The 20,452-nt window shown below is 70.0% G+C and carries 23 protein-coding genes and 2 tRNA genes; 17 read left to right on the top strand and 8 right to left on the bottom strand.

Annotated elements, in window-relative coordinates:
- Positions 1 to 74 precede the first annotated feature (74 nt).
- From AC0LPE_RS11310 to AC0LPE_RS11295, 4 genes are read right to left on the bottom strand one after another with little or no spacing between them, the layout of a single operon-like run.
- A complete protein-coding gene (locus AC0LPE_RS11310) occupies positions 75 to 881 on the bottom strand; it encodes an SCO1664 family protein (protein ID WP_490606224.1) in 807 nt (268 codons plus the stop codon).
- Between the two features lie 4 nt (positions 882 to 885).
- A complete protein-coding gene (locus AC0LPE_RS11305; RefSeq protein ID WP_006551966.1) occupies positions 886 to 1,476 on the bottom strand; it encodes a DUF3090 domain-containing protein in 591 nt (196 codons plus the stop codon).
- A gap of 45 nt (positions 1,477 to 1,521) precedes the next feature.
- Positions 1,522 to 2,250: a histidine phosphatase family protein gene (locus AC0LPE_RS11300; protein ID WP_490606223.1), complete on the bottom strand. Its 729-nt coding sequence runs from the start codon at positions 2,248 to 2,250 to the stop codon at positions 1,522 to 1,524.
- A 36-nt stretch (positions 2,251 to 2,286) separates the two neighbouring features.
- A complete protein-coding gene (locus AC0LPE_RS11295; protein WP_174479658.1) occupies positions 2,287 to 3,132 on the bottom strand; it encodes an undecaprenyl-diphosphate phosphatase in 846 nt (281 codons plus the stop codon).
- A gap of 211 nt (positions 3,133 to 3,343) precedes the next feature.
- Between AC0LPE_RS11295 and AC0LPE_RS11290 the strand changes: the two genes are divergently transcribed.
- The 8 genes from AC0LPE_RS11290 (at position 3,344) to AC0LPE_RS11255 (ending at position 10,572) form a co-directional block, all read left to right on the top strand.
- Positions 3,344 to 4,282, top strand: coding sequence for an aldo/keto reductase (locus AC0LPE_RS11290; RefSeq protein WP_490606222.1), 939 nt, complete (start codon positions 3,344 to 3,346; stop codon positions 4,280 to 4,282).
- Positions 4,283 to 4,376: 94 nt separating this feature from the next.
- Positions 4,377 to 5,042: a biliverdin-producing heme oxygenase gene (locus tag AC0LPE_RS11285; protein WP_088899291.1), complete on the top strand. Its 666-nt coding sequence runs from the start codon at positions 4,377 to 4,379 to the stop codon at positions 5,040 to 5,042.
- A 3-nt stretch (positions 5,043 to 5,045) separates the two neighbouring features.
- Positions 5,046 to 6,071, top strand: a complete 1,026-nt coding sequence (locus AC0LPE_RS11280) for a heme/hemin ABC transporter substrate-binding protein (protein WP_088899292.1) — start codon at positions 5,046 to 5,048, stop codon at positions 6,069 to 6,071.
- A 7-nt stretch (positions 6,072 to 6,078) separates the two neighbouring features.
- On the top strand, positions 6,079 to 7,176 hold the full coding sequence (locus tag AC0LPE_RS11275; protein ID WP_490606221.1) for a FecCD family ABC transporter permease: 1,098 nt from the start codon (positions 6,079 to 6,081) through the stop codon (positions 7,174 to 7,176).
- On the top strand, positions 7,167 to 8,039 hold the full coding sequence (locus AC0LPE_RS11270; protein ID WP_088899294.1) for a heme ABC transporter ATP-binding protein: 873 nt from the start codon (positions 7,167 to 7,169) through the stop codon (positions 8,037 to 8,039). Before AC0LPE_RS11275 ends, AC0LPE_RS11270 begins: the two co-directional genes overlap by 10 nt.
- A gap of 139 nt (positions 8,040 to 8,178) precedes the next feature.
- Positions 8,179 to 9,201: an NHL repeat-containing protein gene (locus tag AC0LPE_RS11265; protein WP_490606220.1), complete on the top strand. Its 1,023-nt coding sequence runs from the start codon at positions 8,179 to 8,181 to the stop codon at positions 9,199 to 9,201.
- On the top strand, positions 9,201 to 9,455 hold the full coding sequence (locus AC0LPE_RS11260; protein ID WP_006551956.1) for a DUF5703 family protein: 255 nt from the start codon (positions 9,201 to 9,203) through the stop codon (positions 9,453 to 9,455). Before AC0LPE_RS11265 ends, AC0LPE_RS11260 begins: the two co-directional genes overlap by 1 nt.
- A gap of 46 nt (positions 9,456 to 9,501) precedes the next feature.
- Positions 9,502 to 10,572 (top strand): quinone-dependent dihydroorotate dehydrogenase, encoded by a 1,071-nt coding sequence (locus tag AC0LPE_RS11255; protein ID WP_026061325.1) that lies wholly within the window; start codon positions 9,502 to 9,504, stop codon positions 10,570 to 10,572.
- A 57-nt stretch (positions 10,573 to 10,629) separates the two neighbouring features.
- Here the strand turns inward: AC0LPE_RS11255 and AC0LPE_RS11250 are convergent, their stop codons facing one another.
- A complete protein-coding gene (locus AC0LPE_RS11250; RefSeq protein ID WP_160875098.1) occupies positions 10,630 to 11,172 on the bottom strand; it encodes a YbhB/YbcL family Raf kinase inhibitor-like protein in 543 nt (180 codons plus the stop codon).
- Between the two features lie 29 nt (positions 11,173 to 11,201).
- Positions 11,202 to 12,554, bottom strand: a complete 1,353-nt coding sequence (locus tag AC0LPE_RS11245) for a M20/M25/M40 family metallo-hydrolase (RefSeq protein ID WP_160875096.1) — start codon at positions 12,552 to 12,554, stop codon at positions 11,202 to 11,204.
- 133 nt (positions 12,555 to 12,687) lie between these two features.
- Here AC0LPE_RS11245 and AC0LPE_RS11240 point away from each other — a divergent pair.
- Positions 12,688 to 12,773, top strand: a tRNA-Leu gene (locus AC0LPE_RS11240).
- Between the two features lie 283 nt (positions 12,774 to 13,056).
- Positions 13,057 to 13,142, top strand: a tRNA-Leu gene (locus AC0LPE_RS11235).
- 63 nt (positions 13,143 to 13,205) lie between these two features.
- Here the strand turns inward: AC0LPE_RS11235 and AC0LPE_RS11230 are convergent.
- Positions 13,206 to 13,439: a PLDc N-terminal domain-containing protein gene (locus AC0LPE_RS11230; protein ID WP_160875094.1), complete on the bottom strand. Its 234-nt coding sequence runs from the start codon at positions 13,437 to 13,439 to the stop codon at positions 13,206 to 13,208.
- Positions 13,440 to 13,525: 86 nt separating this feature from the next.
- Here AC0LPE_RS11230 and AC0LPE_RS11225 point away from each other — a divergent pair, with 86 nt between their 5' ends.
- From AC0LPE_RS11225 to AC0LPE_RS11195, 7 genes are all read left to right on the top strand, one after another.
- Positions 13,526 to 14,995 carry an SDR family oxidoreductase gene (locus AC0LPE_RS11225; RefSeq protein ID WP_088899297.1) on the top strand — a complete coding sequence of 490 codons (1,470 nt, stop codon included), beginning with the start codon at positions 13,526 to 13,528 and terminating at the stop codon, positions 14,993 to 14,995.
- Positions 14,996 to 15,104: 109 nt separating this feature from the next.
- A complete protein-coding gene (locus tag AC0LPE_RS11220; RefSeq protein ID WP_160875092.1) occupies positions 15,105 to 15,473 on the top strand; it encodes a universal stress protein in 369 nt (122 codons plus the stop codon).
- A 61-nt stretch (positions 15,474 to 15,534) separates the two neighbouring features.
- Positions 15,535 to 15,915: a DUF2784 domain-containing protein gene (locus tag AC0LPE_RS11215; protein WP_490606219.1), complete on the top strand. Its 381-nt coding sequence runs from the start codon at positions 15,535 to 15,537 to the stop codon at positions 15,913 to 15,915.
- A gap of 13 nt (positions 15,916 to 15,928) precedes the next feature.
- Positions 15,929 to 17,164: a saccharopine dehydrogenase family protein gene (locus AC0LPE_RS11210; RefSeq protein ID WP_490606218.1), complete on the top strand. Its 1,236-nt coding sequence runs from the start codon at positions 15,929 to 15,931 to the stop codon at positions 17,162 to 17,164.
- A 294-nt stretch (positions 17,165 to 17,458) separates the two neighbouring features.
- Positions 17,459 to 18,496 carry a sulfite exporter TauE/SafE family protein gene (locus AC0LPE_RS11205; protein WP_490606217.1) on the top strand — a complete coding sequence of 346 codons (1,038 nt, stop codon included), beginning with the start codon at positions 17,459 to 17,461 and terminating at the stop codon, positions 18,494 to 18,496.
- Between the two features lie 19 nt (positions 18,497 to 18,515).
- The gene (locus tag AC0LPE_RS11200) at positions 18,516 to 19,094 is read left to right on the top strand and encodes a hypothetical protein (protein ID WP_016693110.1); all 579 of its coding nucleotides are present in this window, start codon (positions 18,516 to 18,518) and stop codon (positions 19,092 to 19,094) included.
- Between the two features lie 69 nt (positions 19,095 to 19,163).
- A complete protein-coding gene (locus AC0LPE_RS11195) occupies positions 19,164 to 19,781 on the top strand; it encodes a hypothetical protein (protein ID WP_088899302.1) in 618 nt (205 codons plus the stop codon).
- Here the strand turns inward: AC0LPE_RS11195 and AC0LPE_RS11190 are convergent.
- Positions 19,721 to 20,449: a lysoplasmalogenase gene (locus tag AC0LPE_RS11190; protein ID WP_490606216.1), complete on the bottom strand. Its 729-nt coding sequence runs from the start codon at positions 20,447 to 20,449 to the stop codon at positions 19,721 to 19,723. The genes AC0LPE_RS11195 and AC0LPE_RS11190 overlap by 61 nt on opposite strands.
- Between the last annotated feature and the right edge of the window lie 3 nt (positions 20,450 to 20,452).

The following is a 20,452-nucleotide window of genomic DNA, read 5'->3' as shown; positions in this document are numbered from 1 at the left end:
ACTACGAGCCTAATGGAGTCGCGGGAGTGCTCCGCGCGGGCACCCGGGCGTGCGGTAGGCGAACGGCTGGGACGTCAGAAGGCGGGCCAGGGAATGCGCCGGTCGCCGCGCGGATGCGGCATCACGGGACGTTCGAGCAAGCGGGTGATCCTGCGCTGCAGGGCACGCACCTCGATGGTGGTGATGTGCTCGCACAGCTCCTCGGCGAAGCCGCCGTCGAACCGGCGCAGCAGCTTGTCGAGGTCGGCGAGGAGGACCGGGTCGACCGGGTCGCCGCTCCACCCCCACAGCACGGTGCGCAGCTTGTCGTCCTGGTGCAGGCAGATGCCGTGATCGACGCCGTAGACGTGTCCGTCGAGACCTTCGAGGACGTGGCCGCCCTTGCGGTCGGCGTTGTTGAGGACGACGTCGAGCACCGCCATGCGCTGCAGGCGCGGATCGTCGGCGTGGACGAGCACCACCTCGGCGCCGTCCAGATCGCGGGCACGCAGGATCGGCAGCCACCCCTGCGCAACCGCACCGGCCGGGCACAGGTCCACCAAATCCAGGCGTTCCGTTCCGCCCTGCGCGGAGTCGACCGTGTCGATCCAGCGCTGCACCATGCCGGGTCCGTACGGCCCGTCGCGCAGCACGGTGAGCGGAACAACGTCCCAGCCGAGCGCCTCGGAGATCAGGTACGAGGCGACCTCGCGTCCGGCGAGGGTGCCGTCGGGGAAGTCCCACAGTGGCCGCTCGCCCCGGACGGGCTTGTAGACGCACCGCACGACGGTGTCGCCGTGCCGCGCGTCGCACACGAGGGTGGCGTTGCTCGCGTGCACGATCTGTCCGACGACGGTGAGGTCGCCGTCGGTCAGCGCGGTCCGCACGTCCGGCGCCGTCACGCGGTCAGCTTTCTTCCTCGCCGAACCACGCGGCCGGATCGAATCCGGGCGTACGCAGGTAGCCGTTGGTGCGGACGCAGATGTGGCCGTCGGCACCGATCGGTTCGCCGCACAGCGGGCAGGGCGCACGACCGGCCGAGACGACGAGTTCGGAACGGGCCGCGAACTCGCGGGCCTGCACCGGGGTGAGGAACACCCGCACCGCGTCGGGACCTTCCTCCGTGTCGTCGAGCACCACGGACTCGTCGAGTTCGGTGTCGGTGACGGCGAGCAGTTCCACCACCACCGATCCGGCGTCGGCGTCCCAGCCCAGACCCATGGTGCCGACCCGGAACTCGGCCTCGATCGGTGTCACCAACGGGCTGACGTCGACCTCGGGATCGTCGGGGATCACGGTGCCGAAGCGGCGCTGCACCTCTTCGAGCAACAGCCCCATCCGGTCGGCGAGGATCTGCACCTGCTGCTTCTCCAGAAGCACGCTCACCACACGGGACTCGTGCACGGCCTGCAGGTAGAACACCCGGTCGCCCGGTTCACCGACAGTGCCGGCGATGAACCGATCAGGTGTTCGAAACACGTGTATCGCGCGGGCCATCACACCTCCTCGAGTCCCCACACTCTGCCATGACGGACACTGCCATTATCCGCGTGCCGTCTCCTGTCGGTGCCCCTGCGGTGGGTCGCCGGGTTCCTCGGCCGCGCCGGGCACTTCACCGCCGGGCACGGACTTGGGTTCGGACGGCCCGGCAAGCCCGGACAGATCCGAACCGGTGTCGTTCACGCGCAGCACGAACGGCCGCGTGTCGGTGTAGCGGACGACGCTGATCGACGCCGGCTCGGCGACGATCCGCTGGAAGCTGTCGAGATGCGTCGCGAGCGCGTCGGCGAGGATCGACTTGATGACGTCGCCGTGGCTGCACGCGATCCACACGACGTCCTTGCGGTGCGCCTCGCGCAGACGCCGGTCGTGTTCGCGGATCGCAGCGACCGCGCGGGACTGCACCTGCGCGAGCCCTTCACCGTCCGGGAAGACCGCTGCGGAGGCGTGCTGCTGCACGACCGCCCACTGCGGTTCCTTGACCAGTTCCTTCAGTTCGCGTCCGGTCCACTGCCCGTAGTCGACCTCAGCGAGTCGCTCATCGACGACCGGTTCGAGTCCACGATCGGTCGCCAACGGCTGCACTGTCTGCCGGCACCGCAGCAGCGGCGACCGCACGATCTCGGTGATCTCGAGCCCGGCCAACCGGGTGACGAGATTCTTCGCCTGGACGTGGCCGACCTCGTCGAGTTCGACACCGAGGGAACGACCGGCCAACACGTGCGAGGTGTTCGCCGTCGACCGTCCGTGCCGCAGCAGGATGACCGTCATGCGCCCAGCCTAGAGGTACCGCCTGTCGGCAGCCTCTCAGGTGGCGGAGACCACGCCGGTGGCGAGCAGTCCGAGCACGATCACGCCGAGGATCACGCGGTAGCCGACGAACCAGTACATCGAGTGGTTGACGACGAAGCGCAGCAACCAGGCGATCGCAGCGTAGCCGACCGCGAAGGCGATCACGGTCGCGACGAGCAACTGCGCCCCCGAGGCATTGAGCCCCTCCCCGGCCGGTTCGAAGGCGTCCGGCAGGCTGAACAGACCGGAGGCGACGACGGCGGGGATGGCGAGCAGGAACGAGTATCGGGCGGCAGCCTCGCGGGTGAGCCCGAGGAACAGACCGGCGGAGATGGTGCCGCCGGAGCGGGACACGCCGGGGATCAGGGCCAGCGCCTGCGCCGAACCCATGATCAGACCGTCCTTGAGGGTGAGCTGACTGACGTCGCGCCGCTGCTTGCCGAAGTACTCGGCGGCGGCGATGACGATCGAGAACAGGATGAGCATGGTGGCGACGAGCCACAGATTGCGGGCGACGGTGCGGATGTCGTCCTTGAACAACACACCGAGGATGCCGATCGGGATGGTGCCGAGGATGACGTACCAGCCCATCTTGTAATCGTGATCGGCGCGGTGCTCCTTGTGGAACAGGCCGCGGAACCACGCGCGCAGGATCCGCCAGATGTCGCCGGCGAAGAACACCAGCACCGCGGCCTCGGTGCCCAGCTGGGTGACCGCGGTGAACGACGCGCCGGCGTCCTCTCCGAAGAAGATCTCCGACACGATCCGCAGGTGACCGGACGAGGAGATCGGCAGGAACTCCGTGAGGCCCTGCACGATGCCGAGGACGATCGTCTGCAGCCAGGTCATCGATTCGCCGATCATGCGGCGACTCCCGGCACGGAGGCTGCGGTGGGGACGGATCGGCGGTCGCGGATGCAGGGAGCGGTTCTCACTCGCCGAAGGGTACGTGGAAGCCGACCGGTCGGCGCGCCGGACGCTGCCGCGCGCCTGTCGCGCATTAGGGTGCAGTACCGGGGTCGTGGCCGAGCGCGGCAACGTCCCGTCGTGTCGGGAGGAAACGCGGACGGTTATGGAATACAGGACAGTCGGTGCGAGCGGCCTGCGGGTTTCACGGCTCGGCCTGGGCACCTTGACGTGGGGTCGCGGAACGGACGGCGACGAGGCCGCAGCCCAGTTGTCGGCCTTCGTCGATGTGGGCGGCACGCTCGTCGACACCTCCCCCGCCTACGGGGACGGGGTCGCGCAACGGATCCTCGCCGAACTGCTCGACGACGTGGTGCCCCGCGACCAGCTGGTGCTCTCGGGCAGCTCCGGCATCGACACCTCCACACTCGGTTCCGGCCGGGTGGACTGCTCCCGCTCGGGCCTGCTCAACCAGCTCGACGCGACCCTGCGTGAACTCGGCACCGACCACCTCGACGTGTGGCAGGTCGCGACGTGGGAGCCGCACACCCCCGTCGACGAGGTGATGGACGCCCTCGAGTTCGCCGTGACCAGCGGGCGCGTGCGATACGTCGGGGTGCGCGGCTATCTCGGCTGGCAGCTCGCGACCGCCGCGGGGGCGGCCCGGCGTCCGGCTCCGCTGATCAGCACGCAGGTCGAGTACTCCCTACTCGCCCGCGGCGTCGAGGAGGAGTTGATCCCCGCCGCGGCCCACCACGGCGTGGGTGTGTTCGCGGCCGTGCCGCTCGCCGGCGGTGTGCTCACCGGTAAGTACCGGTCGGGGGTGCCGGCGGATTCGCGCGGCGCCGACGACGTGCACGCCGAGGAGGTGCGCCGCTATCTCACCGAATCCGCGGTGCGTGTCGTCGACGCGGTCGCCACGGCCGCCGACGGTCTCGGCACCTCGCCGCTGGCCGTCGCGCTGGCGTGGGTGCGCGACCGGCCGCACGTCGCCTCGACACTCGTGGGTGCCCGGGATCTCGCGCAGCTGACCGGAGTGCTGGTCGCGGAGGAGTTGGCGTTGCCGCCGGCGATCGCCGCGGCGCTCGACGACGTGAGCGCGTGATCCCGGCGACACCGCCCGCACCCTGCCTTTTTCCGGAAGGTTAGGCTAGCCTGCCGAGTACATTCGGTTCAGGCAATGTGAGGGAGGTCGGTCGATGGCCGCGACCGAAGTCGTCGGATTCGCCGAGCGCATCCGGCTCGAGACCCAGCAGGCCCACAGCGACACCGAGAACTCGGTGTTCGTCTCGGAACTGCTCGGCGGCAAGTTGTCGACCGAAGCCCACGCCGCGCTCATCGCGCAGACCTGGTTCGTCTACGACAGCCTCGAGCGGATCGGCCGTGGCTACACCGACGACCCGATCGCCGGTCCTTTCCTCAGCGACGAACTGCTCCGCACCGCCGCGCTCGAAGCCGACCTCGACTTCCTCGTCGGCTCGGACTGGCGCGAGCGCATCGCGCCGCTGCCCGCGACCGTCGCCTACGTCGACCGGCTCGAGCAGGTCGCGGCGGTGTCCCCGGAAGCCTTCCTCGCGCATCACTATCTGCGTTATCTCGGCGACCTGTCCGGTGGTCAGATCATCCGCCGCATGCTCGAACGCGCCTACGGCTACGAACGCGACGGCCTGCGCTTCTACATCTTCGATCAGATCCCGAAGCCCAAACCGTTCAAGGATGCCTACCGCGCGAAGCTCGACGCCGCACCGCTCGACGGCGACCAGCAGCAGACCGTCATCGACGAGGCGAACCTGGTGTACGGACTCAACGGTGCCCTGTTCGCCGACCTCGCGCGGGACATCGACCGTTACCGGGTGCGTGCCTGACCGATGTACCGTTCCCTCCTCCGCCTCCCGGTCGCGCTGATCGCGGTGCTGGGTGTCCTCGTCGTCGCCGCGTGCAGCGCCCCCACCACCGACGGTACGACCGCCACCGACATCGCGACCGGTCCGCGCACCGCCGTCGTCGACTCCGAACCCGAGCCGATCACCACCGACCCGGATCCCGTGCTACCGGCCACGGTGCGCGGCGTGGACGGGGTCGAGACCACGATCACCGACATCTCCCGGATCGTGGTGGCCGACCGCTCCGGTACCCTCGCGCAGACCGTGTACTCGCTCGGTCTCGGCGACAAGCTCGTCGGCCGCTCCACCGCGTCCTTCCCCGCGATCGAGGACGTCCCCAACGTCACGCCCGGCGGGCACGGTCTCAACGCCGAGGCGATTCTCGCGCTGAACCCGACCGTCGTACTCACCGACACCTCGATCGGTCCGCCGGCGGTGCAGGAACAGATCCGCGCGACCGGCGTGCCGGTGGTGTTCGTCGACCCGGAACGCTCCCTCGACACCGTCGCCGACGACATCGAGGCGGTCGCGGCCGCGCTCGGCGTCCCCGAAGCCGGAGCGGCGCTCGCTCAGCGGACGCTCGACGAGATCGCCGCGGCGAAGGACTCGATCCCCGTTGATCATCCCGAACCCACGGTCGCCTTCCTCTATCTGCGCGGTGCGGCGATCAAGATGCTCGGCGGCCCCGGCTCGGGAGCCGATGCGCTCGTCGCAGCGGCCGGTGGTCGCGACGCCGGCATCCTCGCCGGCCTGGACTCGCAGTTCGTGCCCATCACCAGCGAGGCGATGATCGCCTCGGCGCCCGACATCATCCTGGTGATGACGCACAGCCTCGACTCGGTGGGCGGACCGGACGGGCTCGCGCAGCTCCCGGGGGTCGCCCAGACTCCGGCCGGGAAGACGGGCACCATCGTGGACATGGACGATTCGACCCTGCTCAGCTTCGGCCCGCAGACCGGCAAGGTCCTGGCCGCTCTGGTGGAGGCGTTCTACCCGTCGGACCGGGCGTGATCGCCGGATGTCCGTGAGCGAAGACGTCACCGAAGCGACCGGTCTGCCCGAACGGGCACTGCGGAAGGCCGGACGGGGACGCACCACCGTCGTCCTCGCCGGTCTCGTCGTCGCCCTGCTCGCCCTGGCCGTCGCGTCGACGTGCCTCGGCCAGGTGCCCACGAGTCCGGCCGATGTGGTCGGCAGTCTGCTGCACCGCATGGGGCTGGACCTCGGCCCGGTGCCCGCGCACCCCGCCGGGGAGGTGACCCTGTGGGAGGTGCGCTTCCCGCGCGTGGTGCTCGCGATGCTCGTCGGTGCCGCCCTCGGCTGTTCCGGGGCGCTGCTGCAGGGCATCTTCGCCAATCCGCTCGCCGAACCCGGCGTGATCGGCGTGTCCTCCGGCGCCGCCGTCGGCGCGTCCGCGGTGATCGTGCTCGGCGGCGCCTTCACCGCCGGCTGGGCGCTGGCCGGCGCCGCACTCGTCTCCGGTCTGATCACCACCGTGCTGGTCTATGTGCTGTCCCGATCGAACGGACGCACGGAGGTGGTCACGGTGATCCTCACCGGCGTCGCCGTCAACGCCGTCGCCGGCGGGCTCATCGCGTTCTTCACCTTCGTCGCCAGTCCCGCCGCCCGCGACCAGATCGTGTTCTGGCAACTCGGCAGTCTCGGCGGCGCCACCTGGGACATCGTCGCGGTGGTCGCCCCGCTGACCCTCGCCGGGGTGCTCGTCGCGGTGCTGCTCGCCCCGAAACTCGACCTGCTGGCGCTCGGTGAGAGCGTCGCCCGGCATCTGGGTGTGGACGTCGAACGCGTGCGGCAACTGTCGATCCTGGCGGTCGCCGTGCTGGTCAGCGGCGCCACCGCCTTCACCGGCATCATCATGTTCGTCGGACTGGTCGTGCCACACCTGATGCGCCTGGCGCTCGGCCCCGCCCACCGGGTGCTCGTCGTGGCGAGTGTGCTTGCCGGCGCGGTCGTCCTGCTCGCCGCCGATCTCGCGGCGCGCACGCTGGTCGAGAACGCAGACCTACCGCTCGGCATGATCACCGCCCTCATCGGCGGTCCGGTCTTCTTCCTGATGCTCCGCCGCACCCGAGCGAAGCAAGGCGGATGGGCATGAGGCTGCTCCCCCGCTCCCTGGGATCCCCGGCGACCGCCGTCCCGGCCCGCTCGGCGCCCGGCACCGCGACGATGCGCGCGGTGGGTGTGCGACTGCGGCGCGGCGAGCGGGAGATCCTGCACGGTCTCGACTTCGAGGTGCGCACCGGCGAGGTCGTCGCGCTGGTCGGCCCCAACGGGGCGGGTAAGTCCACCCTGCTCGCGGCGTTGTCCGGCGATCATCCGATCAGCGGTGGCACCGTCGAGATCGAGGGCCGCCCCCTCGAGCAGTGGTCGTCGCTCGCGCTGGCGCGTCGCCGTGCGGTGCTGCCGCAGCAGCACACGGTCGGTTTCCCGTTCACCGCCCGGCAGGTCGTGCGGATGGGACGGGCCGCGTGGACGCGCACCCCCCGGCAGGACGACGACGATCGCATCGTCGCCGAGGCATTCGCAACCTGCGACGTCACCCATCTCGCCGACCGGCCGTTCCCCGCGCTGTCCGGCGGCGAACGCGCCCGGGTGGCGCTCGCGCGGGTGCTGGCCCAGGACACCGAGACACTGCTGCTCGACGAACCCACCGCGGCACTGGACCTCGGCCATCAGGAGGCGGTCATGCAGGTCGTGCGGGCCCGCGCCGACCACGGGCACGCCGTGGTGGTCGTACTGCACGATCTCGGCCTCGCCGCCGCCTACGCCGACCGCATCTGTGTGCTCGAACAGGGCCGCATCGTCGCCGACGGCGCACCCGGCGACGTCCTCACCGAAGAGCTGCTCGGCCGCGTCTACCAGTACCCGGTGGCGATCGGCCGCCACCCCGAGACCGGTACCCCGCTCGTGTTGCCGCGACGACCGAACCGCGACAGGTCCGCGTCGGCGCAGACCTGAGCAGCAGGTCACATCCGGCCCGTCGGACGACCCACTGATTTCTTCCCCGCGACCGGCATCAGGAACACTGAAGGTCGGCGCGCCGGGCGCCGGAGCGCGTCCGGCAGGTGCGAATCGAATCCGAGGACGAGGAGCAACGATGGGCAGAGCGGGGATCCGAGCGGTCACGATGGTGGGCGCGATCGCGATGGTCGTGCTGGCCGGCTGCTCGTCGGAGAGCACCCCGGACGTGCTGCAGACCATCGAACCCGCCACTCCCGCGGCCGCCCCCGAGGTCGGCCCCTCCCCTGCCGGCGACGTCCGTCCGCTCGACCTGCAGGTCGACGCGCTGGTCGTCGAACCGTCCACAGGCACCTTCGCCGCGCTCGTCGACGACGGCGCACGACTCGCGTTGTTCGACGACACGGTGTTCGACGGTGCCGGGGCGGAACCGCGCCTGGTGGACCTGCCATCGTCCGCCGCGACCGTCGTGACCGGCCCCGAGGGCAGTGTGCTCGCGCCCGTGTCCGGGGCCGTGCTGCGCATCGACGCCGCCGGCGGCACCATCACCGAGGTCCCGGTCGACGGCAATGCCGCGTCGGCGGCCGTGCTGTCCGACGGCCGCTGGGCCGTCGGCACCGACGACGGCCGGGTGCTCGTCGTCGACCCCGAATCCGGCGAGGTGGCCACCACCCTCGGGGGCCTCGCCTCCGTCGACGCTCTCGCCGTGACCGGTGACGCCGTCGCGGCGCTCGACCGCCGGCAGACCTCCCTCACCGAGCTCGACCTCGCCGACGCCCATCTCGGGCCCGCGCTGCGCGCCGGCGAAGGCGCGACGCAGCTGACCACCGACCCGTTCGGACGCGTGGTGGTCACCGACACCACCGGCGACGAACTGCTCGTCTACACCCTCGACGCGATCGTCCTGCGGCAGCGTTATCCGGTCGGCCCCGCCCCGTACGCTGTGACCTACGACGAGACGCGGGACCTGATCTGGGTGACTCTGACCGGCAGCAACGAGGTCGTGGGCTACGATCTTTCGACCGGGATCCCGCGAGAACGCCACCGCTTCGCAACGGTGCGGCAACCGAATTCGATCGCCGTCGATCCGGCCGATGCGGCACTGGTGATCGCGTCGGCAACCGGTGACGGACTGCAACGGATCCCGATCGAAGGACAGTGATGGCGAACGAGCGACTCGGCCGGCTCACCCGGATGCCCGTCGGTTGGGACACCAGCAACGACGAATACGAATACGTGCCGCTCAAGCTGCCCCGGGACGTGTCCCGGGTGAGCGCGTCGATGCGTCTGGCGATCTCCGCCGAATTCCACGGCTGGGAACTCACCCGGGTGCGTCTGTATCCGGACGGGAGCCGGCGGGTGCTGCTGCGCCGCCGCAAGACCGCCCATCACGTCCCCGAACCCACCGTTGGTTGATAACAGATCCCGGACCGTCGTGGACCGGGCTTGCAGGGAGTAGTTCGTGTACCGCTATCTTCTTCGGCTCATGTTCCTGTTGCCGCCGGAACGAGCCCACCACCTCGCCTTCCTCGCGATGCGCTGGTCGACTCGCTTCGGGCCGCTGCGCGCCCTGGTGGCGAAAGTGCTCGTCACCGACGACCCCATCCTCCGCAACACCGTCTTCGGCGTGCAGTTCCCCACGCCGGTGGGTCTGGCGGCCGGTTTCGACAAGGACGCGACCGGTGTCGACGTGTGGGGGCCGCTCGGATTCGGGTTCGCCGAGATCGGCACCGTCACCGCCCAGGCGCAGCCGGGCAATCCGCAGCCGCGACTGTTCCGCCTCCCCGAGGACCGGGCGATCGTGAACCGGATGGGCTTCAACAACCACGGTGCCGGGGAGGCCGCCAACCGGCTGCGTCAGCGCCGCCGCACCGTCCCCATCGGCGCGAACATCGGCAAGACGAAGGTCGTGCCGGCCGAGCAGGCCGCCGAGGACTACACCGAGAGCGCGCGACTGCTCGGTCCGCTCGCCGATTTCGTGGTCGTCAACGTCTCCTCCCCCAACACCCCCGGCCTGCGGGATCTGCAGGCCGTCGAGTCGCTGCGCCCGATCCTCGCCGCGGTGCTGGACACCGTCACCGTGCCGGTGCTGGTGAAGATCGCCCCCGACCTGTCCGACGAGGACGTCGACGCCGTGGCCGACCTGGCACTCGAACTCGGGCTCGCCGGCATCGTCGCCACCAACACCACCATCCGCCGCGACGGGTTGAACACCCCGCAGAGCCGTGTCGAGGAGATCGGCGCGGGCGGCCTGTCGGGCGCCCCGGTCGCCGAGCGCTCCCTCGAGGTGCTGCGCCGACTGCGCGTGCGGGTCGGCGATCGACTCACCCTGGTCTCGGTGGGCGGCATCGAAACCCCGGAGCAGGCGTTCGAGCGCATTCTCGCCGGCGCGTCGCTGGTCCAGGGCTACACCGGCTTCATCTACGGCGGTCCGTTCTGGGCGCGGCGCATCAACCGCGGCATCGCCCGCAAGCTGCGCGCGCACGGCTACCGCTCCATCGCCGACGCGGTGGGCGCCACCGCACGGGTCTGACCTGCAACGGACGGGGCCCGGGTCGTACTCGACCCGGGCCCCGTCCGTCACGACCTGTCAGCGCACCTCGTAGGTGCCGGTCAGCAGACCACGGGCGATGGCGTGCCCGAAGACGTTGAAGCCGAGGAAGGCCGGGCTCGACTCGGGCGTGACACCCTCGAGCACCTCGACGTCGAGTGCGTGCACCGCGACGATGTAGCGATGGTGGCCGTGTCCAGCCGGCGGAGCGGCACCGATGAACCCGTGGGCTCCGCCGTCGTGGCGCAGCGTGACGGCCTGCTCCGGAAGAGCGTCCGAGTCGGCGCTACCCGCACCCGTCGGCAGTTCTGTGACCGAGGCGGGGATGTTCGCGACGGCCCAGTGCCAGAAACCCGACGCCGTGGGGGCGTCCGGATCGAACACCGTGACGACGAAGCTCTTCGTCTCGGAGGGGAAACCCGACCAGGACAGCTGCGGGGAGACGTCGCCGCCCCCGGGGATTCCGAACGCACCGCTGGCCTGCGGGAGTTTCCATTCCTCGCCCTCGGCGAAGTCCGCGCTGGTCACCTCGAAGGTGGGCAGCTCGGGCAGGAACTTGTACGGGTCGTAATCGAAAGCCATTCCGGTCCTTTCGTGACGTTTCGTGTGTTCTAGGCGTGCATGAGGAAGTGTTCCATGACCCGGGTGCCGAAGCGCAGTGCCTCGACGGGGACACGCTCGTCGACACCGTGGAACAGCGCCGCGAAGTCCAGATCGGGCGGCAACTGCAGCGGCGCGAAACCGAAGCAGCGGATACCGAGCTTGGCGAACGCCTTGGCGTCGGTGCCGGCCGAGAGCATGTACGGCACCGTCCGGCCGATCGGGTCGTGCGCGAGGATCGCCGCGTTCATCGCGTCGACGAGGTCGCCGTCGAAGGTGGTCTCGTACGGCTCGAGCCCGGTGATCCACTCCCTGGTGACGTTGGGGCCGATCAACTCGTCGACGGTGCGTTCGAACTCGGCGAGCCGGCCCGGCAGGATGCGGCAGTCGACGACGGCGTGCGCGGTGCGCGGGATGACGTTGGCCTTGTACCCGGCGTCGAGCATCGTGGGGTTCGCGGTGTCGCGCAGGGTCGCGCCCACGATGCGGGCGATCGACCCGAGCTTGGCGAGCGCCCCCTCGAGATCCGGCGAGGCCGGATCGAAGTCCAGGCCGGTCTCCTCGCTCACGACGGAGAGGAACTCGGCGACGGAATCGTTGACGACCAGCGGGAAGGTGTGTGATCCGAGCCGGGCCACCGCGCGGGAGAGGACAGTGACGGCGTTGTCCTCGTGGAGGAACGAGCCGTGCCCGGCGACACCCGTTGCGGTCAGGCGCATCCAGCGCATGCCCTTCTCGGCCGTCTCGACCATGTACAGGCGACGTTCGGTGCCGTCGGGGCGCGGCACGGTCAGGGAGAACCCGCCGACCTCCCCCACGGCCTCGGTGACGCCCTCGAACAGCTCGGGCCGGTGCTCGACCAGCCACTGCGAACCGAACTTGCCTCCGGCCTCCTCGTCGGCGACGAACGCGAACACCAGATCGCGCGGGGGCACGATGTTCTCGACCTTGAAGTAGCGGGCGACGGCGATCATCATCCCGACCATGTCCTTCATGTCGACCGCGCCGCGTCCCCACACGTAACCGTTCTCGACGGCCCCGGAGAACGGGTGCACACTCCAGTCCGCGGCTTCGGCCGGCACGACGTCGAGGTGGCCGTGGAGCATGAGGGCACCGCGGCTCGGGTCGGAGCCGGGAAGCCGCGCGAAGACGTTGCCGCGGCCCGGCGCTCCGGATTCGACGTAGGTGGTCTCGTAGCCGACCTCCTCGAGCACGGAGGCCACCCATTCGGCGCACTCGCGTTCGCCGCGGGTGGTGGTGGGTTCGCCGGTGTTGGAGGTGTCGAACCGGATGAGGCGGGAGACGAGGTCGACGACCTCCTCCTCCGCCCGGGACGGCTGGTGGGCGCTCATGTCATTGGCCATGGCCGTATGTCTACCACCGCCCGTCCACCATCTCGACAGTTCGGATCACCGCAGGTGGAGGTGGCGATTTGGGACCGTGGGCGCGGTGGGTTACTCTTTCACAGCGCCCACGACGAGCGGGCGCGAGCATCAGGTCCGAGTGGCGGAATGGCAGACGCGCTAGCTTGAGGTGCTAGTGTCCTATTAACGGACGTGGGGGTTCAAGTCCCCCCTCGGACACTCTGAGTCGAGACAGACGACGAAGGCCCCGAACATCATGTTCGGGGCCTTCGTCGTTGTCGGGAAACGATCGAACGGGCGACAGCCGCTACCGCTTTCGTCAGCCGCGGCGGCGGTTGCCGTAGCGGCTGACGAATCAGCGCGCGGATCCATACGAGGTCCGGCTCGTCGAGTACCGCGGGCGCGCCTGAAGTGCCGTTTTGGGGATCGGGCGCCCCATGCGCTACTGTTTCTTCAGCGCCCGCGGGAGCGGGTTCTACCGACATGCCCCGTGTGGGCGTCGGTCCGAGTGGCGGAATGGCAGACGCGCTAGCTTGAGGTGCTAGTGTCCTATTAACGGACGTGGGGGTTCAAGTCCCCCCTCGGACACTCCGAAACCCGAAGGCCCCGAACCGATATCGGTTCGGGGCCTTCGGTTCGTCCGGGGTCCGCTCAGTCCCGGCGGCCCTTGCGGAAGTACCGGATCGGACCGAAGAAGTTCACCGCGATGGTCAGCGCCCAGCGCAGTTTGCTGCCGTTGATCTTGTCGGCCGGTCGCCTCGCCAGATCGACCCAGGCCGTGATGGCGAGCGACAACTGCACCACCGCGAGGAGGACCACCAGCGCCTGCTGGGGGCGGCTCAGTTCGGCGAACTTCTTCTTGGACAAGGGGGAGCTCGGGCTCATCGTTCCTCCGGTACCTGCACGGGAATTCGGACACGATCATCCTGCCCGATACGATCGGGCATACAGCAGCACACGGAAAAAGGCAGATGAACCCCCACAGCGACACCACCGCCGAGCCCGCCACCGACGGCTTCACCCGCATCGACCCCGACGATCTGGCCACCTGCCTGCGGGTGCTCGACCAGGCGGCGGGTCTCGACGCCGAGCATCCCGACGCGATCACCGTGCAGCGGGCCGTGGGGCACATGTTCAAGAAGTTCAAGCGGTTGCGCCGCAACGAGGCCCGCAAGCAACGCGTCGACGCCGACCGTCAGGTGCTGTCCGCGACCGCCACCGCCTCCCCCACCCGCATCGACGACGAGACCGCCGGACTCCCGCTCGCGTCGGCGACGCGCGGTGCGAGCGCGGGAACGCTGCTGCGTCCGCGGCACTGCTACATCTGCAAGGACAAGTACACCCGCGTCGACGCCTTCTATCACCAGTTGTGCCCGACCTGCGCCGAGGAGAACCACGCCAAGCGCGACGCGCGCACCGATCTGCGGGGTCGTCGCGCCCTGCTGACCGGCGGGCGCGCCAAGATCGGCATGTACATCGCGTTGCGGTTGCTGCGCGACGGCGCGCACACCACCGTCACCACCCGGTTCCCCAACGACGCGATCCGCCGCTTCACCGCGATGGAGGACAGCGGCGACTGGCTGCACCGGCTGCGCATCGTCGGCATCGACCTGCGTGATCCCGCCCAGGTGGTCGCCCTCGCCGACGATGTGGCCGCGCAGGGTCCGTTGGACATCCTCATCAACAATGCCGCGCAGACGGTGCGCCGCTCCCCCGGTGCCTACTCGGCGCTCGCCGAGGCGGAGGCCGATCCGCTGCCCGCCGGCCCTCGCCCCGAGGTCCTGACCTTCGGCAAGCCCTCGGACGCCCACCCGGCCGCCCTGGCCGGGTCGCTGCCGGCCGAGTTGTCGGCGCACTCGCTGACCTCGCTGGCACTGGTGGCCGGCTCGGCGACACCCGAGCGGGTAGCGGCCGGCGTCGCCGTCGACGCCGGCGGATTGCTGCCGGATCTCGTGCACACCAACAGCTGGGTGCAGACCGTCGGCGAGGTCGAGCCGCTGGAACTGCTCGAGGTGCAGCTGTGCAACTCGGTGGCGCCGTTCATCCTCGTCAACCGTCTGCGTCCGGCGCTCGCCGCATCCCCGGCACGCCGCAAGTACGTCGTGAACGTCTCGGCGATGGAAGGGCAGTTCGCGGGTCGCCGCTACAAGGGCGCCGGGCATCCGCACACCAACATGGCCAAGGCCGCGCTGAACATGCTCACCCGCACCAGCGCCGAGGAGATGCTCACCGACGGCATTCTCATGACCGCCGTCGACACCGGGTGGATCACCGACGAGCGGCCGCACCACACCAAGATGCGGCTGGCCGAGGAAGGCTTCCACGCGCCGCTCGATCTCGTGGACGGCGCGGCCCGCGTCTACGACCCGATCGTCCAGGGCGAGACCGGTACGGACCTGTACGGATGCTTCCTCAAGGACTTCCGCCCGGCACCCTGGTGATCCGGACCCCGAAATTCGGGGAGACCGGTTCCACACCGTCGATCGTGGCCCGGCCTCGGGGCCGCGGCGATAATGGAGGACGTCCCCGCAGGCCCGCACGAGGAGAGTCATGACTGTCGCTGTCGTTCACGCCGATACCCCCGAAGGCCGGATCGCTCTGCAGGCCGCGGTGCGGGAGGCCGCCGATCGGCAGCAGTCGCTGGTGGTGCTCCACCCGCTCGACGAGCCCGACGAGGTGGAGGACGTGCGGGCACAGGTGAGCGAGGTGGCCGGTACCGACGGGTGGGAGTTGCTCTCGGCCGTCCACGACGGCGATCCGGTCGGCACGACCGTCGAACTGCTCGCGCGCAGCGGCGCCGAACGCGTGGTCATCGGCAGCCGCGGGCGCACCGCGACCGGCAAGTTCCTCGTCGAGCGGGCGGTGCAGCGGCTGATCACCGAGTCGTCGGTGCCGGTGCTCGTCATCAAGGCCGGCTGAGGCACCGCCCGCCCTCCGGCAACCGCGTTCGTTCCGCGGCCGTTCGTTCTACCCTGGGCACATGGCGTTCCGGGTGGTCGCCGACCTCACGGCCTTCGTGCATCTGCTGTTCGTGCTCTACGTCGCGTTCGGTGGTTTCCTCGCGTGGCGGTGGCCCCGCACGATCGTCGCGCACGTCGTCGCCGTGGTGTGGGGAGCGGCCTCGGTGGCCGTGGGGTTCGACTGCCCGCTGACCGCGGTGGAGAACTGGGCCCGCCGCGGGGCCGGCCAGGAGGGTCTGCCGCCGAGCGGGTTCATCGATCACTACCTCACCGGCGTGATCTACCCGGAGTCCGCGCTCGGTGCGGTCCGCGCCCTCGCCGCGCTCGCCGTGCTGATCTCATGGGTGGTGCTGTGGCACCGGATCCGTGTGACGAAGGTCGCCCCGAAGACTTACTCCTGAGTAGGGTGGGGACATGACTGTCTCCCGGGATCTCGACATCGTCGTCTACGGCGCCACCGGCTTCGTCGGGCGCCTCACCGCCGCCTATCTCGCCGAGAACCTCCCCGACGGCGTCGCCGTCGGACTCGCAGGACGTTCACGCACCAAACTCGAGAAGCTCGCCGCCGACCTCGGAACCGACTGGCGGCTGATCGAGGCGAACGCCGACGATCCCGCCTCGCTGACCACGCTCGCCGAGTCCACCCGCGTGGTGATCACGACCGTCGGTCCCTACGCCACGTACGGGCTGCCGCTCGTGCAGGCGTGCGCCGAGGCCGGCACCGACTACGTCGACCTCACCGGCGAGGTGCTCTTCCACCGCGAGAGCATCGACCGCTTCGACGACGTGGCCCGCCGCACCGGCGCCCGCATCGTCCACTCCTGCGGTTTCGACTCCGTCCCGTCCGACCTCGGCGTCCACGCGCTCTACCGCGCCGCGGAGGCCGACGGCAACCTGCCGCTCACCGACACGACCTTCGTGCTCGGCTCCTTCCGCGGCGGCGTGAGCGGCGGAACCATCGATTCGCTCCGGCAACAGCTCGACGCGATCCGCAAGGATGCCGCCGCACGGAAGATCGCCGCGCGCCCGTACTCGCTGTCCCCCGATCCTGCTCGGGAACCCGATCTCGGTCGGCAGAACGACTTCGCGTTCTTCGACGGCAAGTCCGTCGCCCCGGAGGTCTCGGGCCGGCTGGCCCCGTTCGTGATGGCCTCGTACAACACCCGCATCGTGCGACGCAGCAACGCGCTGCGCGACTGGGCCTACGGACGCCGCTTCCGCTACCGGGAGGTGATGAGCGTCGGGTCCTCGCCGCTGTCCCCCGTCCTCGCCGGGCTCGTCGGACTCGGCACGGGCGCCCTCGCCGCCGGCCTGTCGTTCCCGCCCACACGGTTCGTCCTCGACAAGCTCCTGCCCGCGCCCGGTGAGGGACCGTCGGAGAAGACCCGCGAGAACGGTTACTTCACGGTGGATCTGTACGCCTCGACCGAGTCGGGTGCCCGCTACACCGCGCGGTTCTCCGCGCAGGGCGACCCGGGTTACAAGGCCACGGCCGTGATGCTCGGCGAGTCCGCCCTCTCGCTCGCGCTCGGCGGCGCGGCCCTGCACGCCGGTGGCGGCGTCCTCACCCCCGCCGTGGCCTTCGGGGACGTGCTCAGCGAACGGCTCCGCGCGGCCGGTTTCGAGATCTCCGCACGCCGCCTCGGCTGACCTCGCGTCCGGCGCGCCCGATCGGGCGCGCATAGCCCGCCGAGTGTGGCTCCGTCGCCTCGACGGGCTATGCTCGACCGGACCGAACGATCCGCGCGCGGAACGAGACCTGAGGACGTGACCATGGCTGCGACGAGTACCGAGATGGCTCCGGCCGCTCGTCTCGCGCTCATGCCGTTCTGGCCGACCCGTCGCGGCGCCTGCTTCGATTGTCTGTGTTGCACCCGGGAGTGTTGCTGAGCGCTTCGCCGCTCGTCCAACTTTTCGGGTTCTTCCAGCTTTCGGAGCCAACGCATGTTCAATCTGCTCATCTTCACGCTCGTCGGTGTCGGCGCACAGCTCGTCGACGGCGCACTCGGCATGGCCTTCGGTGTCACCGCGACCACCCTGTTGCTGTTCAGCGGTGTCGGTCCGGCGCACGCGAGCGCCGCCGTGCACCTCGCCGAGGTAGGAACCACCCTCGTCTCCGGTGCCTCGCACTGGCGGTTCCGCAACATCGACTGGAAGGTCGTGCTGCGGCTCGGTGTTCCCGGCGCCATCGGCGCCTTCCTCGGCGCGACCGTGCTGTCGGGACTGTCGACCGAGGCCGCAGAACCGGTGACCGCCGGGATCCTGCTGGCCATCGGCGTGTACGTCGCGTTGCGCTTCTCGGTGCGACCCCCGGCGGTCGCCCCTGCCCGCACCTCCCCGCACACCGCGAAATTCCTGTCGCCGCTGGGCTTCTTCGGCGGATTCATCGACGCGAGCGGCGGTGGCGGCTGGGGCCCGATCACCACCAGCACCCTGCTCTCCCGCGGCAAGACGGCACCGCGCACCGTGATCGGCTCGGTGAGCGCGTCGGAGTTCCTCGTCGCGGTCGCGGCGAGCGTCGGCTTCCTGTTCGGGCTCGGGCACGACTCGCTCGGCAATCTGGTGATCGTCGCCGGTCTCGCCCTCGGTGGTGCCCTCGCGGCGCCGGTCGCGGCGTGGCTGGTCAGCCGTGTGCCCGCGACGTTGCTCGGTACCGGTGTCGGCGGTGTCATCGTGCTGACCAACGCGCACAAGCTCGCCAAGGCGTTCGAACTCTCGGGCCCGGCACTGGCGGTGCTCTACCTCGCCATCGTCGCCGCCTGGCTCACCCTGCTGATCGTGTCCTGGAAGCGTTCGCGCCTCACCGCCGCGGAGAAGAGCGGTTCGCTCGAACCGCTGGCGCAGCCGACGCCGGTGGCACTGCTCGAAGGCGCCGACGCGACGCCCCTCGCCGGGGCCCGTCCGGAGCCTCGGGAGGTGCCCGGACACAACGAGACTCGCCTGAATTCCACCCCGTCACCACGCTCCCCCGACGGCGCTTGATAATCGCTATTATGCCCGCGTGCGACAAAAGCGAATACATACTGGTGCCTTCGTCTTCCTCACCGCCGGCGCCGCTCTGACGGCCTGTTCCTCGGACGATTCCACGGTCGGCATCCGCAACGCAGCCGACATCAATTCCCCGACGTCCACCTCCGCCGAATCGCCGTATCTGGTGAAGATCGCACAGAGCTTCCCCAGCTGCGAGGCCATCGGCGCGACCCTCGAGCGCTACATCGACGGGCTGACGCCCGCTCCCGGCGGCATCGTGAGCACCCAGCGCGTGAACTGCGTGTGGGAGGCCGGAGCCGGCGAGCCGCCCTCCGGACTCCGTTCCGTCGAGGTCGTCGTCGAACCCGAGACCGTCACACCCGCCACCGCGGCGAAGACCGGCCTGGTGGTGCTTCCCGATCCCGCCATCGAAGCGGCCGGCGGATTCGCGCACAGCATGCCGATCAACATGGCCGGCACCGCCTTCACCGCGACCGGCGTCGAACTCCCCCAGGCCTCCGTGTCGATCACCGTCGGCGGCCGCGATGCCGCGATGGTCCTCGATCCGGCGGGCGGCGTGGCGGTCGCCAAGCAGCTTCTCGGGCTGTAACGCACGGTGTCGCGGCCCTCGACCGCCCGGGCGGAACCAAGATCACATACAACTCGTACGGACGCTACGATGCGCCGTGTGAATCTGACCCGATACGCGGTCGCATCCGCGACCCTCGCCGGCGCTCTGCTCCTCGGAGCGTGTTCCTCCGGCGACGACGCCTCCTCCGACACCGCCTCGGACGCCGACTCCGCAGCCGTCGACACCACCTTCGACGCCGACACCGTCGGCGAACCGACCGGCCTCGGCAGCGACATCCTCGCCCGCTTCGAATCGTGCGACGATGTCGCGCCCGCCGTCGCCCCCTACATCGAAGGCCTGAGCCTGCGTTCGTCGAGCGGCGTGGACGAGTACAGCGTCTACTGCGCGTGGGAGACCCCGGACACCGCGACGAACCTCGACGAGATCCGGTCGGTGGAGATCGTCCTGGCACCCGGATCCGGAAACGTCCCGTCGGCGAGCGACCTCGAAACCGGCGGTCTCGAATTGCTTCCCGACCCCGACATCGAGGCCGCCGGCGGCGTCGCCTACACCATGGGAGAGGCCGTCTCGGTCGCCGCCGTCTCGGTCACCCAGATCCAGCTGCCCGACGTGGAGGTGTCCATCACCGGCGGGCAGTGGGGCGACTACCCGTCGCTCGACGCCCCGACATCGGTGACCGTCGCCAAGGAACTGCTCGACCTGTAGGCCCGTCCGCGCCGATCGTGCGCGGTGAGCACACCGCGCACGATCAGGGCCTGGGCCGCGATGTAGGTGGCCATGATCCACAACCCCACGGCAGGCAGATCCGCGTCGACGAAGGCACGCGCGGCGATGAGCGCATCGGAGACGACGAAGAGCATCGCGCCGACCGCCGCCGTCCGGTTCAGACCGGTGGCGAGCACCGCCATCGCCGCCAGACACGACGCGTAGACCGCCATCGGGACCACGAGAATCCCTGCCGCCGAAGCGCACACGGCGACCATGGCGATCACCGCGAGGGCGTAGAGACCGACCACCCACGGGCGGGTCCGCACCACGCTCGACCGCCGGTACGGCCGGAACGCGACGATGTAGGTGAGCTGGGCGCACAGGAAGAAGCCCACCAGCACCAGGAACGAGGCATCCCCCTCGACGAGATCGGGCGCGGTGTCCCCCAGCCACGAGAACCCCAGCGCCACAAGCGTGCCCACGACCAGCCGGTCGCGCGGTGCGGACGTGACGAGGACGAGTCCGAGCGCGAGCAGCGGCATGAGGAACCACTGCGAGACGTCGGTGAACGCCGAATCCGGCGCGAGAACCTGGAAGACGACATGAGCCGCCGCGACGATCGCGAACGCACCGAGAACGGTGGCGGCGATCGTGCGGCGGCTCATGGG

The organism is Rhodococcus sp. S3, from assembly GCF_058211795.1.
Note: the sequence above shows the minus strand (reverse complement) of the source record. Positions and strands in the feature narration are given on the sequence as shown.